This window comes from Aquimarina besae (genome assembly GCF_042434905.1).
In the GTDB taxonomy this organism is placed as follows: Bacteria; Bacteroidota; Bacteroidia; order Flavobacteriales; family Flavobacteriaceae; genus Aquimarina.
Genome location: NZ_CP170199.1, coordinates 1,059,790 through 1,075,086, shown reverse-complemented (window position 1 = coordinate 1,075,086; position 15,297 = coordinate 1,059,790). Strand labels below are relative to the sequence as shown.

The window sequence follows — 15,297 nt, the reverse complement described above, 5'->3', positions numbered from 1 at the left end:
ACCAATTCTTTTGACACCTCTGAAAATGAACTCCGAAGTATTCGAATATCAGATCAAAGTTCCAAAATCAGCTATTGATGATATGAACCATGTAAATAATGTTATCTATCTGCAATGGATACAAGACATTGCTAAAAAACACTGGGAAACAAAGACGGATAACGAAATAAGGAACATCTATGTTTGGGTAGTATTAAACCACTATATAGAGTACCAAAATCCAGCCTTTGAAAATGATGATCTTACGATCCAGACATGGATCGACCATCATCACGGAGCTAAAAGCGAAAGACATACTAAAATCATACATACAGCCACCCAAAAAGTAATTGTTACTGCCAAAACAACTTGGTGCTTACTCCATAAAGAAACGTTAAGACCTACCAGAATCAATCAAGAAATAAGTAAATTGTTTTCTTAATTTAAGAAGAAAACATGGAAGCTATTAACATTAAAGAGAAATTTTCAAAATTTAATAAACAATGGCATCCACATAGAATTGCAATGGTTGATGACAACCAAGTGTTTCTTGCCAAAGTTTGTGGTGATTTTGTTTGGCATAAACATGATCACGAAGATGAACTTTTTCAAGTTGTAAAGGGCACTCTTTATATGAAATTCAGAGATAAAACCGTAAAGGTTGAAGCAGGAGAAATTATTGTTGTACCAAAGGGTGTAGAACATTGTCCATCTACTCAAAATAATGAAGAAGTACACCTCCTTATATTCGAAAAAATAAGCACCAAACATACCGGAGAAATTGAATCAGATAGAACGGTTTCTGACTATATAGATATTTGATCGTTAAGTTCGATATTCTCTTGACCGGCATTACAATCAACAACGTATTGTTGACTCTTTTTCTTTTATAAAATTAAAAAAATGAGTTTAAACAGAAGAACATTCATTCGTAATATAGGTCTTATGGCCGGGTACGGCCTGATACCTGGTAATCACCTATTTTCAAATGCAAAAAACAAAAAACTGGGAGTTTGTTTGGTTGCATTAGGTAATTATAGCACCAATATACTTGCTCCTGCATTACAATCAACAAAGTATTGTAGACTTAGCGGAATCGTAACAGGAACGCCTTCTAAAATTCCTGTTTGGCAAAAAAAATATAATATTCCTGATAAAAATGTCTACGATTATGAGACTATGGATCGTATTGCAAACAATCCCGATATAGACATCATTTATATTGTTCTACCTACCGGTTTACACGCTAAATATGCCATCAAAGCAGCCAATACCGGAAAACATGTTTGGTGCGAAAAACCAATGGCCAAAACTGAAAAAGAGTGCCTTTCGATAATAAACGCTTGTCAAAAAAACAAGGTAAAACTGTCCATTGGATACAGAATGCAACACGAACCCAATACGCAACAGGTCATGCAATGGGCTACAACCAAACCTTATGGAAATATCAATACGGTATATGCCGAAATCGGTTATAATGTAACGAATCCAGAAAAAAGCTGGAGACTAAATGCCAAACTAGGCGGTGGTACCATGTATGATTTAGGTGTTTATTCTCTAAATGCCTCCAGATATGCGACCAATGAGGAACCTATATCTGTTACCGCAGAGCAAATGACTACCCGACCTCATATCTTTACTGAGACTGATGAGACCACACATTTTACATTAGAATTTCCTTCAGGAGCCATCGCTCACGGAAAAACTAGCGTCGGCAAGGATATGCATAGACTACGCATTGATGCCGATAATGGGTGGTATCAATTACAACCCTTCTCTATGTATTCTGGTGTGGAAGGAATTACCAGTGACGGAAAATTACTTAATGCCTACATAGAAAATCAACAAGCTAAACAAATGGATGATGATGCATTGTCTATACTAAATAACACAGATGTTCTTGTACCAGGAGAAGAAGGAATGAAAGATATAAGAATTGTTGAGGCTATTTACAAATCTGCCAAGGAAAAACAAAAAATCAGCCTGATTTAACTTTCAAAAATTAATCAGACTGAATCAGAAAAATAATTTTGATCTAGAATGTAAGTTATAGTTCGTCCTTACAAGATCGTATATCTTCGTAGAAAATGCGATAATCGGTGCTTGTAACTACCTCTCCTTTTGTACTGAGTCTGACCGTACCGTTTTTAGTAATTTCACTATAAGGAACTTGTTTTCTAGCATATCCTTTGTAAACAAATTCAAAATAACTATCCGCTTTCATTTTACTTGGATTAATAAGAAAATCATATAATCCATCCTGATCCGTATAAGCTTTCATACACGTATTCTCGTCCACTACTAACTTTACAGCAACATATTCCATTGTCTTTTTCCCCTTACCCAGCACTTTACCGGTAAGTAATTCATCCTCTGTTATTGCCTGAATATCTTCGCTCTCGTTTAATGGATCTCCTTTTTGTTGAGACTTACAAGAAGCAAGAAGGGTAATAATAAATAATAATAGTAAAATTGATCTCATAGTATCTTAGATTTTGGGTGTTTTATACGTATTTGATGATGAAAATGTATTGTTTTCCTATTTCTTTGTCAATTTACAAAATAAAACTACTTGTTTCACATAATCCATAGGGTGTTTTTTTATAATAAGCTAGTAACTTCCGGTAGTTCGTTAATTAATTTAAATAAATATACGGTTATATACCCCAAAAATCTTCTAAAAATCATTCTTTTCCTAAACTAAAACAGGTATAAATACTATGTCTTTAGCACTATAAATTTTTATAGCTTTAATGCAATAAATAACTCCTTTCAAAAACCAAAATTATGCCTTCAGCAACGGACACTAAAACAACTTCTACAAAAACACCTCAGACAATTTCCCCTAAACAAGAAAATGTTCCTGGTATTTCTAAAGAGGTTATAGACGAACTGAGCAATGAAGTAAATAACATGCTTTCTTTTGCTGTATATAATGGTATTATTATCAATACTGAAGTAAATGCCCTAATTCAGAAAAGCACTGTAGATGATCTGATCAATGCACATAATCTGTTGTGCAAAAATATTGCTCCCGCCACTCCAAAATCGATTCATTATACGAAACAATTGAATCAACAAGGAAAGGGTAAAACCTTGTTTGGAAAGCTTCCTCTCGTTAGAAACTTAATCATATTAGCTATTTTTTTTCTTGCAACTTTTATTATATCAAGTTTATCCCCCGATGTAAATGACGCTTCTCTGGATAAAGGAGTTTTAAATAATAATGGAATATCGTTGCTACTAAACCTTAGTTTCTTAGCATCAGTCTCGGGTTTAGGAGTGTTATTTTATTTACTAAAAAGCGTAAGTATCTCAGCAAAAAACAGCACCCTAGTTCCAGAAGATACTATATACTATATTGCGATGATTATACTGGGGGTTATTGCCGGATTAATTTCATCAGAAATCATCTCATTTTATAAAACAGATCCAAACGATATCAATTTATTTAACAAAAGTGTGTTAGCACTTATTGGTGGATTTTCATCAGATGCCATTTTTAGCATTTTACAAGGTATTATTGATAGGATAAAAGCCATTTTCATACCTTCAACCACAGCAACGTGATAACAGAAGAAAATTTCAAAAAGCTAATTCCCGATGTAAATTGGAATTACGCCAGTAAATATGTGTCATTATTTGATACTGTGTTACCAAAATATGACATTAATTCTCCTTTAAGACAAGCTCACTTTCTTGCACAAGTAACTCATGAAAGTGGTGGATTTAAATTCGTGACAGAAAATCTTAACTATTCTGCAAAAGCACTATACGGAGTTTTTAGAAAATACTTCCCTACTTTAGACGCTGCCAATACATATGCCAGAAAACCGGAAAAAATTGCAAATAAAGTATATGCTAATAGAATAGGCAATGGATCAGAATCTAGCGGAGATGGATGGAAATATCGAGGAAGAGGATTAATACAATTAACCGGAAAATCAAACTACCGGGCACTATCTGAAACAACAAATCAGGATTTTATATATGATCCTGAATTGGTTACTAACCCAAAATGGGCATTAACCTCTGCCTGCTGGTACTGGCAAAAAAGAAATATCAATAAGTATGCAGATGCAGATGATATTCATATGGTCACTAAACTTATTAATGGTGGATGTAACGGATTGCAAAACCGACAACATTTCTTAGAAGAGTTTAAAATACTGTATTCTATATAGCCCAAAACCTATTCTATCAGTAGCTTGTCATAGTTCATCATTTATTAAGTATTTTTGAAGTCGCAATAAAATTTTCCTATGAAAATACTTCACATAGATTCTAACCATCCATTATTACTGCAACAGCTCAATGATATAGGGTTCGAAAATCACGAGGATTTTACCTCTACAAAATCTGAAGTAGAGACAAAAATAAGTGAATATAATGGTGTTATCATCCGAAGTCGTTTTAAGATCGATAACGTGTTTTTAGATCGTGCAACAAACCTAAAATTTATTGGTCGTGTTGGTGCAGGACTAGAAAGTATTGATGTAGAATATGCTAAGAAAAAGGGAATCAAACTCTTTTCTGCTCCAGAAGGAAATCGAAATGCTGTGGGAGAACACGCATTAGGAATGATATTATCCTTATTTAATAAACTCAAAACAGCAGATCAACAAGTAAGAAATGGACAATGGAATCGTGAAGAAAACAGAGGAGTAGAACTTGATCTAAAAACTGTGGGTATCATAGGTTATGGTAATATGGGTAAAGCTTTTGCCAGAAAACTGAGAGGTTTTGATGTAGAAGTTATTTGTTACGATATCAAGGAAGATGTGGAAAACAGTGATGCTACCCAAGTCAGCTTAGAAGAACTTTTTGAAAAAACAGATGTCTTGAGTTTGCATACACCATGGACGTCGCTAACCGATAAAATGATTAACGCATCATTTATCGATCAATTCAAGAAACCTTTTTGGTTTATCAATACTGCACGTGGAAAAAGTGTGGTAACCAAGGATCTCGTAGCAGCGTTAAAATCCGGAAAAATATTAGGTGCAGGATTGGATGTATTAGAATATGAAAAGTTATCTTTTGAAAACCTTTTTACATCAGAAGAAGAAATCCCAGAACCTTTAAAGGAACTTTTACAATTAAACAACGTGATTCTAAGTCCTCATATTGCCGGATGGACGGTAGAGTCTAAAGAAAAACTAGCCCAAACCATTGTAGATAAAATCAAAGCAGAATTTTGTTAAAAGAGGTTTTTAAATTGCTCGTTTCTAAATATTCTCCTGACAAAGAATACATAGAAACCCTGTGGCAGGAAATCGTAAAAAATTATAACAAGAAAAACAGATACTATCACAACCTGTCTCATCTGGAAAACTTGTATCATCAATTACTCAAAGTCAAAGAAGAAATTCTGGACTGGGATATTATTTTGTTTGCATTGTTCTACCATGATTATATTTACAATGTGTTAAAACAAGATAATGAAGAACAAAGTGCGCAAAAGGCCAGGAAGATATTGAGTTCATTGTCCATCGGTTCTAATAGAATAGAGCTTTGTGAAAAAATGATTTTAGCAACAAAAGGGCATCATATTTCTACACATAATGATATTAATTATTTTACAGACGCTGATCTTTCTATTCTTGGAAGCAACTGGGTAACTTATAAAAGCTATTTCACGGCCGTGAGAAAAGAATACAAGTACTATCCTGACTTTATGTACAACAAAGGCCGAATGAAGGTGTTAAAACACTTTATCGAAATGCCAAGAATTTTTAAAACACAATATTTCTATAAAAAGTTTGAAAAACAGGCCAAGAATAACCTTCAACACGAGATAAATTTACTTTTGTAAACTAAGCCTAATTATCGTATTACATTTAAGTTTTATTACTTTTATAATGTGAAGAAAACCGTACTCATCTTCGGAGCATTAGTTATAGCGTTGTTGATACTATTTCAATTAAGCAAATACAGCCTTATTTCGGGTAACGCATCTATAGAATTTATCATCGCCGCAATCGCAGTGCTATTTTTTATAATAGGTGTTATTATAAATAAAAAAGTGCTACATCAGAACAAGATGATTACTCAAGAAATCGATCACGATAAAATAGAAGCTATTGGATTAAGTAAACGCGAATATGAAGTGCTATGCGAAATTGCTTCCGGATTATCCAATAAAGAAATTGCAGAAAAACTTTTTGTGTCAGAAAGCACTATAAAAACCCACGTTTCTAGTATTCTGGTTAAATTAGATGCTAAGCGAAGAACGCAGGCCATACAAATAGCAAAAAAGCTCAACATTATACCATTTTAGAAGATTTTCATACTTTAGTATGAGTCCTTTTCTAACTATCAATCCTACTTTTGACCCAAACCAATACATAAATTATACATGAAAAATACAATAATACGTTACGGGATATATGGAGCAATTACCATATGTGTGTTATTTTTATTGAGCTTAACTCTTGGTAAAAATCTTTCATATTCGTTACAAGAAGTTATCGGATATACCAGTATGGTGGTCTCATTGCTCTTTGTTTATTTTGGTATAAAACATTATAGAGACACAGAAAATGATGGGGTCGTGTCATTTGGGAAAGCAATGACCATAGGTCTATTGATTTCTTTGTTTGCCGCACTAGCATTTGGAATTCTGGACTATATATATATCAAATACATCAATCCTGATTTTACTGCAGAGTATTATGGACATATGGTAGAACAAATGCGCAGTTCGCTTTCTGAAGCAGAGTTTAAAGTGAAGCTGGAAGAACTTGAAGCTCAGAAAGAATTATTCTCAAGTCCATTCATAAATTTTTTATTAATGTCCTCTACAGTATTGATCATTGGTGTCATCATTTCATTAATTTCAGGACTTATTTTACAACGAAAACCGGCACAAAGCAGTTAACACCTAATATTATGCAATATAAAGCGACTACACCCGATGAATATATCGAAGCAATCCCAGAAGACCGAAAAGAAGTAATGCAGAATCTTCGTAAAACAATTTTGAACAACTTGCCAGAAGGATATTCTGAACAGATCACTTATGGGATGATAGGGTATGTAGTACCACACGAAATATATCCAGACGGATATCATTGCGATCCTAAATTACCTCTACCTTTTATGAGCATCGCTTCGCAAAAGAATTTTATAGCACTGTATCATTCTGGAATTTATGCCAATAAAGAGCTCATGGATTGGTTTGTTTGTGAATATCCGAAGTATGTAAAAACTAAATTGGACATGGGTAAGAGTTGTATTCGATTTAAAAAAATAGATCAAATTCCACTAAAACTTATCGGCGAATTAGTGACTAAACTATCGGTTGAGGCCTGGATTGACATGTATGAGACCAATATCAAAAAGAAATAAAAATCAGAGTTTGATTATTCTTTTATTTGAAATCCTTGTAATTTCTTCTTCTGTCTGGTCGAGCAGAGTCGAGACTCGATGACATATGTAAAAATAACCTCTCGACTCCACCCGAAGTGACTGAAGCAAAATACAATATTTAGATATTTAATTTATTAATAACAGAATCCAGATAAAAATCAGAAGTAATAATATTTCAATCTTCAACGGAATAAATAAAAGACGTAACTATGAAAAGAGTAACAGGATTAGGAGGTGTTTTTTTTAAAACAAAAGACCCAAAAATGACAAAAGAATGGTATGGTAAACATTTAGGATTACCAGTAGATGATTATGGATGTACCTTCTGGTGGAAAGATAAGCAAGGAAATGATTGTTCTACGCAATGGAGTCCTTTTAAAGAAGACACCAATTATTTTGCTCCAAGTAAAAAGGAGTTTATGATGAATTTTAGGGTAGAAAATTTGGTGCAACTGCTAAAAGTATTAAAAGAAGAAGGAGTAACGATTGTTGGTAAAATTGAAGAATATGACTACGGCAAATTTGGATGGATACTAGATCCTGACGGTAACAAAATTGAGCTTTGGGAGCCTATTGATCAAGCATTCTTATAGAAAAAGCCAGCATAAAGCTGGCTTTCTTATTTTCTATTAAGCGGATTATGTTTAAGAAACAGGTTCTGGTTCTAATTTTGGGTCAGGACCATACTCATTATCACCCGAATCTCCTTCGGTTACATATAAGATTAATAACCAGATACCTCCAATAAAAGGAATTAGACCGACCAAAATCATCCAACCGCTTTTACCGGTGTCGTGTAATCTTCGAACAGCCACAGCTAGTCCTGGGACTAGAACAGCTAAAGCATATACTACATAAACTCCATAAAAAATTATGGTTAAGGCGTCTATTTCCATCGCTGCAAAAACACCAGCCAGAATTATAAGAGCCAGTGCTATCAAAAAGTTGAATAAGGTAAACATCCAATACTCTGTTCTACGTGCTCTTCCTTCGAAGTTTGCATAATTGTCTCTCAAGACTTTTAGGTACCAATTCATATTTAAAATTTAATAGTTAGTTTATTTAATGTTGAAACAAAAAATTTAAACTCCTTTTAAGCATACAAGTTTAAATATAAAGTCTCAATAGTTTTATACTCAAAATATTTTATGAGTTTTCATTGTCCAAAAAAAAACCTGTCAAGCTCTTAAGACTAACAGGTTTATTCATCGCGACTTGGGGAGGTTGCGATTCATTAACAACAAAAAATCACATAACAAAAATTAACTTTTTTGTTAAAACAAAAATACTTTTTTTGCTAAATACATACAGTTAGAAATCAATTCGATTGTAGGTTTAACTGATTTCTGTAGACGATTTATACGCTTTTTCATAATAGGGCAATGTGTGAGGGTTAAAATTTAAATTATTTATTTTAAAAGAGCACATTTTAATGTACTTCTTCATAGGGACTGCTAATATGCAAAATATTTTGTAAAACAACGTTTAAATACCATTAAAATCGACAAAATACTCAAAATTTTAACATTTAAAAACATTTAACTCGTATTTATGGGTTAAAGCAAAGGTTTAGGTAAGTTTGAAAAGCAAGAATAAAGTAGTGTTTTTCTTACAATTTTTGCTTTTGTAGTATATATAACAATAACGTAAGTTTTCTTGTTTTATTATTCGTTGAGGTTTATTTAATAATCGTGTACCTGTAAATAGAATTTGATGCTATTAATCCAAAACCATTTCCGGAACATTACCTTCGATTATCAGATTGCCTTCAGTTGCATTTTTTATATCCTCTACACTAACACCGGGAGCCCTTTCCAATAATTTAAATCCATCCTTGGTGATTTCAATAACCGCCAAATTAGTTACCACCTTCTTTACACAGTTTACACCTGTTAATGGTAAAGAACATCTTTTTAAGAGTTTTGATGCTCCTGCCCTATTCGTATGCATCATTGCTACAATAATATTTTCTGCGCTTGCCACAAGATCCATGGCGCCACCCATTCCCTTCACCATTTTGCCAGGAATTTTCCAGTTGGCAATATCTCCGTTCTCAGCTACTTCCATTGCTCCCAAAATAGTTAGGTCTACGTGCTTTCCCCTAATCATACCAAAACTCATCGCAGAATCAAAAAATGAAGCACCTGGCATCGTTGTTATCGTTTGCTTACCTGCATTAATAATATCAGCATCCTCTTCGCCCTCAAAAGGAAAAGGTCCCATACCCAGAACCCCATTTTCACTCTGAAACTCGACCTCTATTCCTTCGGGTATGTAATTGGCAACCAGTGTTGGAATTCCAATTCCAAGATTTACAAAATATCCGTCCTGTAGTTCTTTAGCTATTCGTCTTGCTATTCCGTTCTTATCAAGCATACTTTTTCTATCGTTTTATAAAATTGCCCTTCATATTGCAGCCTTTAATGTTGTGAACTGAATATGTACTAAGCTAAATTCTTGTAATAATTGTTATCTTTTTCTAACCGTACGCTGCTCAATTCTCTTTTCGTACTTTTCTCCTTGAAAAATTCGTTGTACAAAAATTCCGGGAATATGGATTTGATTTGGATCCAAGGTCCCTGCAGGCACCAATTCCTCTACTTCTGCCACAGTAATGGTTGCTGCCCCGCACATACAGGGATTAAAATTTCTTGCAGTTCCTTTAAAAATAAGATTTCCTGCTTCGTCGCCCTTCCAGGCTTTTACAAATGCGAAATCTGCTTTGAAGGCTTGCTCCAGTATATACATTTTTCCGTTGAACTCTCTGGTTTCTTTTCCTTCTGCAACCTCGGTACCATAACCGGCCGGCGTATAAAAAGCCGGAAAACCGCCTTGAGCAGCTCTGCAACGCTCAGCTAAAGTGCCTTGAGGAATAAGCTCAACTTCTAATTCTCCACTTAACATCTGACGTTCGAATTCATCATTCTCACCAACATAAGAAGAAACCATTTTTTTGATTTGCTTTTGCTGAAGTAAAAGCCCCAATCCGAAATCGTCCACACCGGCATTGTTAGAGATACAGGTAAGCCCTTTGATGTTTTTTTTTACTAATTCTGTAATAGCATTTTCTGGTATTCCACATAGCCCAAAACCTCCAAGCATAAAGGTCATATCATCTTTTACCCCTTCTGTAGCTTCAACAACTCCAGACACCGTTTTTCGAATCATAGTACTTAAATTTTAGCAGTCTAAAAGTACTAAAAAAATAGTACTAAAACGTTTGAATTCTTGGAGTTTTAGAAATTTTTAAATGATAATGAGATGGAAGATCAAAAACCTAATTCATCATCAACCTCATTGCTTTTTTCATCGACTTCGCAATTTAGTTGGATCGAAAGATTTTCTGGTTTATTAAATTCAGATGTTGAAACATTTAAGGTGGGATCTGTATAACATTTCTTCATGTACAAAGCCCAAATCGGAAGTGCCATGGTTGCACCTGAACCATTTGTTATGGATGCAAAACGTATCGATCTATTATCGCCTCCAACCCAAACTCCTGTGCATAGATTGGGCACCATCCCTACAAACCATCCATCACTTTGGTTTTGAGTGGTACCAGTTTTTCCAGCTATCGGATTTGTAAATTCATATGGATATCCGGTGACCACGTTTTTATAGGTATATTGATCAGAGACTTTGGTTCTCAATCTTTTTCCCGATCCTGTCTGCGTAACTCCTTCCATCAAATTGAGTGTTGCATACGCTGATTCTTCATTAATTACATCTCTTCGCTCAGGAAAATTATCATATATCAATGTTCCGTTTTTGTCTCTTATATGTGAAATTATAAAAGGTTTAATGTGTATTCCTTCATTAGCAAATGTACTATAGGCTCCTACCATTTCTGATAGTTTAAGATTTTCTGTTCCTAATGCAATAGAAGCCACTGTGTCTATGTCAGATTGAATTCCGAGTTTTTTAGCCAAATTGATAACAGGCTCAGGCCCTATTCTATCCATCAATCTAGCCGAAACCGTATTTACTGATGCCGCCAATGCATCTTTAAGTGTCAAAGATCCAATATAATTTCCATCAGTATTGGTTGGTGTCCAATCCTCTCCTGATACTCCATGTTTGCCAACAGGTATTGTTATTTTTGCTCTTGGTATTTTATAACACGGGGAATATTTTAATTGATCAATAGCTGTTGCATAAACAAATGGCTTAAACGTAGATCCTACTTGTCTTGTTCCTTGATTTACGTGATCATACTTAAAATATTTATAATCGATTCCTCCTACCCATGCTTTTATCTCTCCGGTTTGTGGCACCATAGACATCAGTCCTGTATGCAAAAACTTTTTATGATGTCTAATTGAGTCCCTAGGAGTCATAATAGTATCAACAACTCCGTTCCAAGAAAAAACTTTCATTTTTGTTTTTTTATCAAAAGAGTCTCGGATTTCTTTTTCGCTTTTACCTTTGTCAAGCATTTTCTTCCTTCGTGAAGAATTTTTAATCGCTTGGTTAATAATTCCTTCTATTTGCTCATCAGAGATTCCTCTAAATGGTGCTGTCTTATTACTATTTTCTTGTTTATCGAATTCTTTTTGAAGATTCTTCATGTGTTCAGAAACCGCTTCCTCGGCATATTTTTGCATACGAGAATCCACGGTAACATAAATTTTAAGACCATCCTTATAAATATCGTGGAATTCTAAATCCCCATCTTCATTTTTCCCCTTAGGGTTATTCTTAATCCAATCTTCTGCCCACTTTTTTACTTGCCACCTGAAATAGGTTGCATTACCTTCATTATACCCTTCCGCCTTATAGTTCAGTCTCAGAGGTAATTGTTGTAAACTGTCCTTTTCCTGAGTAGTTAAATATCCGTATTTCGCCATTTGCCCCAATACAGTATTTCTCCTCGCTGTTGCACTCTCCAATCGTGACCTTGGATTATATAGCGTTGCACTTTTGAGCATTCCTATTAAAACAGCTGCTTCTTCGATATTTAAATCGATAGGTTTTTTATTAAAATAAATTCGAGATGCAGATCCAATACCAATTGCTTGTCGTGCAAAGTCATATTTATTTAAATACATCACGATGATCTCATCCTTGGTATATTGCCTTTCTAAGCGCGCCGCAATAACCCATTCTCTAATCTTCTGAGTATATTTATCGAAGTTTTTGGACCTCAAGCCTATAAAAAGTAATCTGGCTAATTGTTGTGTGATTGTACTTGCTCCTCCTCTACTGCCCAGAGAGGCAAAAGCTCTCAATGTACCTCTGGCATCCACTCCAGAGTGTTCATAAAAACGAACGTCCTCTGTAGCTATGAGTGCATCTACTAAATGTGAAGGTAAATCTTCGTATACAATGGGAGTGCGGTTTTCATTAGGCCTAAAAATAGTTCCCAGTTGTACTCCATCCGATGATATAATCTGTGCAGCTAAATCATTTCTGGGATTTTCCAAATCCTCGAATGTAGGCATTTTTCCCAATGCGCCCCAGCCAGCTAAAAGAAATAAAAAGATTACAAAAAGAATACCTGTAATAAAAGTAATCCAGAAATACTTAACATATTTCTGTGTTTTACCATACACATCTTTTTCTTGTTTTCTCTCTTTAAAAAATGATGACTCCATTTTTGGCTTCGTGGATGATTACTAAAGACCAAACTCGTCTTCCTTTGGATCTTCCACTTTAATATTCTTCTTAAACTCTTTACAATCGACTTCTATCGTCAAATTCTCAGGTTTTTTGAAGGCATCTTTAGATACATCCAGTGTTTTATCGGCATAACATTTTTTCATATATAATGCCCATATGGGTAAAGCCATCGTAGCGCCCTGTCCGTACTTAACAGAACTAAAATGAGTAGCACGGTCATCACCACCGACCCAAACACCAGTACAGAGATTTGGAACAATTCCCATAAACCATCCGTCACTTTGATTTTGTGTTGTTCCTGTTTTTCCCGCTATTGGATTGGTAAATTCATAAGGATATCCTGTAACGACATTTTTATAATCATATCTCGTAGATGGTCCGGTTCTAAGCCGCAAACCAGATCCAGATTGCGTAACTCCTTCTAAAAGATTTAAGGTTACATAAGCAGCCTCTTTGCTTATTACATCTCTTGTTACTGGTTCGAACTGATATAGTGTAGTTCCATTTTTATCTTCAATACTGGTAATCATCACAGGTTTGTTATAAATACCTTCATTAGCAAAAGTACTATAGGCACCCACCATTTCGGACAATTTAAGATCTACAGAACCTAATGCAATCGAAGCAACTTCGATAACTTCGGATTCTACTCCTGATTTTTTTGCTAGCCTCACGATAGGTTCAGGACCAATTCGATCCATCAAACGTGCAGATATTGTATTTACGGACTTTGCGAGAGCCTCCTTAAGGCTTAAATAACCTGTATATTTCGCATCACTATTTTTTGGTGTCCAATCTTCCATCACACCGTGTGAACCAGCAGGAATTGTGATCTGTGACATAGGTAATGTATCACAAGGAGATAGTTTAAGCTGATCAATAGCAGTTGCATACACAAAAGGTTTGAACGTGGAGCCTACCTGTCTTGCTCCCTGATATACGTGATCGTATTGAAAATGTTTAATGTCAACACCACCAACCCACGCTTTTACCTGACCAGTTTGCGGTTCCATTGACATCATACCAGAACGTAGAAATCCTTTATAATATAAAATAGAATCTCTGGGGGTCATAATGGTATCGATATATCCTTTCCAAGAAAATATTTTCATCTCTGTTTTAACGTCAAAAGATTTCAGGATTTCCTTCTCACTTTTGCCTTGATCAAGCATTTTCTTCCTTCGAGCAGAACTTCTAATCGCTCTTTTAATAATACCATCAACCTCTTGTTGAGTTAAATCTCTAAACGGAGAAGTTTTATTCTTTTGCTCCTGCTTATCAAATTCTTTCTGCAGATTTGCCATATGCTCCTGTACCGCTTCTTCTGCATACTTTTGCATTCTCGAATCAATAGTTACATTAATCTGTAGCCCATCTCTATAAATATTATAGTACTCTATGTTTCCGTCTTCGTCTTTTCCCTTCGGATTTTTTTCTACCCAATCGCTCATCCAACTTCTTACATACTCTCTAAAATAAGTTGCTATACCATCAGAATGTCCTTCTGGTGCATAATCTAATTTTAAGGGCAATTGTTGCAAACTATCTTTCTCCTGAACAGTAATAAAATCATATTTAGCCATCTGTGACAATACCACATCACGCCTGTTTTTAACTAACTCAGGTCTTCTTAAAGGATTGAAAAGTGAAGAATTCTTTAACATCCCAACCAGTACAGCTGCCTCTTCTTTTTTAAGATCTTTTGGGGTTTTATTAAAATAAATACGTGAAGCAGAACTGACACCAATCGCCTGATTCAGAAAATCGTACTTATTTAAGTACATCGCCATAATTTCATCTTTGGTATACTGCCTTTCTAAACGAGCTGCAATTACCCATTCCTTAATTTTTTGGGTATAGCGCTGCCAACCTCGAGATCTTTTTCCTGTAAAGAGAAGTTTTGCTAATTGTTGTGTAATGGTACTTGCTCCTCCTTTTTTACCTAAAAAGGCAAAGGCTCGTATTGTCCCTCTGGCATCTATCCCCGAGTGTTCATAATAGCGTACATCCTCTGTTGCTACCAGTGCATTTACGAGATCGGGAGATAAATCTTCATAATTAACAGGAGTTCTATTCTCTTTAAAAAACGTCCCAATTTGTTTTCCATCAGAAGAAATAATCTGAGTTGCTAAATCATTTTGTGGATTTTCTAATTCATCAAACCCAGGCATTTCGCCAAAAGTTCCCCAGCTTGCCAGTAAAAATAATAAGATCACCATAAGCACTCCTATGGCGAAAGTGATCCAAAACCATTTAATATATTTGACAACATTAATCTGTGGGGTATTTGATGTTTTTCTGGTTGATTTTGGTGTTGCTTTAGCCATA

17 protein-coding genes are annotated in these 15,297 nt (G+C 34.8%); 11 read left to right on the top strand and 6 right to left on the bottom strand.

The window, feature by feature from the left end; genetic code table 11:
• The first annotated feature begins 25 nt into the window (after positions 1–25).
• The 3 genes from ACE94K_RS04725 to ACE94K_RS04715 all read left to right on the top strand — a co-directional run bounded on the left by ACE94K_RS04725 (position 26) and on the right by ACE94K_RS04715 (position 1,971).
• Positions 26–421 (top strand): acyl-CoA thioesterase, encoded by a 396-nt coding sequence (locus ACE94K_RS04725; protein ID WP_378180653.1) that lies wholly within the window; start codon positions 26–28, stop codon positions 419–421.
• A gap of 14 nt (positions 422–435) precedes the next feature.
• Positions 436–801, top strand: a complete 366-nt coding sequence (locus tag ACE94K_RS04720) for a cupin domain-containing protein (RefSeq protein WP_378180650.1) — start codon at positions 436–438, stop codon at positions 799–801.
• A gap of 81 nt (positions 802–882) precedes the next feature.
• Positions 883–1,971, top strand: a complete 1,089-nt coding sequence (locus tag ACE94K_RS04715; RefSeq protein WP_378180647.1) for a Gfo/Idh/MocA family protein — start codon at positions 883–885, stop codon at positions 1,969–1,971.
• Positions 1,972–2,026: 55 nt separating this feature from the next.
• Here ACE94K_RS04715 and ACE94K_RS04710 read toward each other — a convergent pair whose 3' ends face one another.
• Positions 2,027–2,461: a hypothetical protein gene (locus ACE94K_RS04710; RefSeq protein WP_378180644.1), complete on the bottom strand. Its 435-nt coding sequence runs from the start codon at positions 2,459–2,461 to the stop codon at positions 2,027–2,029.
• A gap of 305 nt (positions 2,462–2,766) precedes the next feature.
• On the opposite strand from ACE94K_RS04710, the gene ACE94K_RS04705 reads away from it, so the two are divergent.
• The 8 genes from ACE94K_RS04705 (at position 2,767) to ACE94K_RS04670 (ending at position 7,943) form a co-directional block, all read left to right on the top strand.
• Positions 2,767–3,549: a hypothetical protein gene (locus tag ACE94K_RS04705; RefSeq protein WP_378180641.1), complete on the top strand. Its 783-nt coding sequence runs from the start codon at positions 2,767–2,769 to the stop codon at positions 3,547–3,549.
• Positions 3,546–4,163: a glycoside hydrolase family 19 protein gene (locus ACE94K_RS04700; RefSeq protein ID WP_378180638.1), complete on the top strand. Its 618-nt coding sequence runs from the start codon at positions 3,546–3,548 to the stop codon at positions 4,161–4,163. Before ACE94K_RS04705 ends, ACE94K_RS04700 begins: the two co-directional genes overlap by 4 nt.
• Positions 4,164–4,241: 78 nt before the next feature.
• Positions 4,242–5,183 carry a 2-hydroxyacid dehydrogenase gene (locus tag ACE94K_RS04695; protein WP_378180635.1) on the top strand — a complete coding sequence of 314 codons (942 nt, stop codon included), beginning with the start codon at positions 4,242–4,244 and terminating at the stop codon, positions 5,181–5,183.
• A 14-nt stretch (positions 5,184–5,197) separates the two neighbouring features.
• A complete protein-coding gene (locus ACE94K_RS04690) occupies positions 5,198–5,794 on the top strand; it encodes a hypothetical protein (protein WP_378180632.1) in 597 nt (198 codons plus the stop codon).
• A gap of 48 nt (positions 5,795–5,842) precedes the next feature.
• Positions 5,843–6,259, top strand: coding sequence for a response regulator transcription factor (locus tag ACE94K_RS04685; protein WP_378180629.1), 417 nt, complete (start codon positions 5,843–5,845; stop codon positions 6,257–6,259).
• A 78-nt stretch (positions 6,260–6,337) separates the two neighbouring features.
• The gene (locus tag ACE94K_RS04680; RefSeq protein ID WP_378180626.1) at positions 6,338–6,859 is read left to right on the top strand and encodes a DUF4199 domain-containing protein; all 522 of its coding nucleotides are present in this window, start codon (positions 6,338–6,340) and stop codon (positions 6,857–6,859) included.
• 11 nt (positions 6,860–6,870) lie between these two features.
• Positions 6,871–7,329, top strand: coding sequence for a DUF1801 domain-containing protein (locus tag ACE94K_RS04675; RefSeq protein ID WP_378180623.1), 459 nt, complete (start codon positions 6,871–6,873; stop codon positions 7,327–7,329).
• Between the two features lie 230 nt (positions 7,330–7,559).
• Entirely contained in the window at positions 7,560–7,943 is a 384-nt protein-coding gene (locus ACE94K_RS04670; protein ID WP_378180621.1) for a VOC family protein, read from the top strand.
• 51 nt (positions 7,944–7,994) lie between these two features.
• Here ACE94K_RS04670 and ACE94K_RS04665 read toward each other — a convergent pair whose 3' ends face one another.
• From ACE94K_RS04665 to ACE94K_RS04645, 5 genes are all read right to left on the bottom strand, one after another.
• Positions 7,995–8,387 carry a DUF805 domain-containing protein gene (locus ACE94K_RS04665; RefSeq protein ID WP_378180618.1) on the bottom strand — a complete coding sequence of 131 codons (393 nt, stop codon included), beginning with the start codon at positions 8,385–8,387 and terminating at the stop codon, positions 7,995–7,997.
• 682 nt (positions 8,388–9,069) lie between these two features.
• Positions 9,070–9,726: a CoA transferase subunit B gene (locus ACE94K_RS04660; RefSeq protein ID WP_378180615.1), complete on the bottom strand. Its 657-nt coding sequence runs from the start codon at positions 9,724–9,726 to the stop codon at positions 9,070–9,072.
• A gap of 93 nt (positions 9,727–9,819) precedes the next feature.
• Positions 9,820–10,518 carry a CoA transferase subunit A gene (locus ACE94K_RS04655; RefSeq protein WP_378180612.1) on the bottom strand — a complete coding sequence of 233 codons (699 nt, stop codon included), beginning with the start codon at positions 10,516–10,518 and terminating at the stop codon, positions 9,820–9,822.
• A gap of 101 nt (positions 10,519–10,619) precedes the next feature.
• Positions 10,620–12,944 carry a penicillin-binding protein 1A gene (locus ACE94K_RS04650; RefSeq protein WP_378180609.1) on the bottom strand — a complete coding sequence of 775 codons (2,325 nt, stop codon included), beginning with the start codon at positions 12,942–12,944 and terminating at the stop codon, positions 10,620–10,622.
• A gap of 21 nt (positions 12,945–12,965) precedes the next feature.
• Positions 12,966–15,296 (bottom strand): penicillin-binding protein 1A, encoded by a 2,331-nt coding sequence (locus tag ACE94K_RS04645; protein ID WP_378180607.1) that lies wholly within the window; start codon positions 15,294–15,296, stop codon positions 12,966–12,968.
• Position 15,297: the final 1 nt, after the last annotated feature.

Bases quoted from the DNA above. Each gene is read 5' to 3' on its own strand.
- ACE94K_RS04680 (WP_378180626.1), top strand. From the start codon at position 6,338: ATGAAAAATACAATAATACGTTACGGGATATATGGAGCAATTACCATA.
- ACE94K_RS04715 (WP_378180647.1), top strand. From the start codon at position 883: ATGAGTTTAAACAGAAGAACATTCATTCGTAATATAGGTCTTATGGCC.
- ACE94K_RS04655 (WP_378180612.1), bottom strand. From the start codon at position 10,518: ATGATTCGAAAAACGGTGTCTGGAGTTGTTGAAGCTACAGAAGGGGTA.
- ACE94K_RS04665 (WP_378180618.1), bottom strand. From the start codon at position 8,387: ATGAATTGGTACCTAAAAGTCTTGAGAGACAATTATGCAAACTTCGAA.
- ACE94K_RS04675 (WP_378180623.1), top strand. From the start codon at position 6,871: ATGCAATATAAAGCGACTACACCCGATGAATATATCGAAGCAATCCCA.
- ACE94K_RS04670 (WP_378180621.1), top strand. From the start codon at position 7,560: ATGAAAAGAGTAACAGGATTAGGAGGTGTTTTTTTTAAAACAAAAGAC.
- ACE94K_RS04695 (WP_378180635.1), top strand. From the start codon at position 4,242: ATGAAAATACTTCACATAGATTCTAACCATCCATTATTACTGCAACAG.
- ACE94K_RS04660 (WP_378180615.1), bottom strand. From the start codon at position 9,726: ATGCTTGATAAGAACGGAATAGCAAGACGAATAGCTAAAGAACTACAG.
- ACE94K_RS04650 (WP_378180609.1), bottom strand. From the start codon at position 12,944: ATGGAGTCATCATTTTTTAAAGAGAGAAAACAAGAAAAAGATGTGTAT.
- ACE94K_RS04720 (WP_378180650.1), top strand. From the start codon at position 436: ATGGAAGCTATTAACATTAAAGAGAAATTTTCAAAATTTAATAAACAA.
- ACE94K_RS04705 (WP_378180641.1), top strand. From the start codon at position 2,767: ATGCCTTCAGCAACGGACACTAAAACAACTTCTACAAAAACACCTCAG.
- ACE94K_RS04710 (WP_378180644.1), bottom strand. From the start codon at position 2,461: ATGAGATCAATTTTACTATTATTATTTATTATTACCCTTCTTGCTTCT.
- ACE94K_RS04725 (WP_378180653.1), top strand. From the start codon at position 26: ATGAACTCCGAAGTATTCGAATATCAGATCAAAGTTCCAAAATCAGCT.
- ACE94K_RS04645 (WP_378180607.1), bottom strand. From the start codon at position 15,296: ATGGCTAAAGCAACACCAAAATCAACCAGAAAAACATCAAATACCCCA.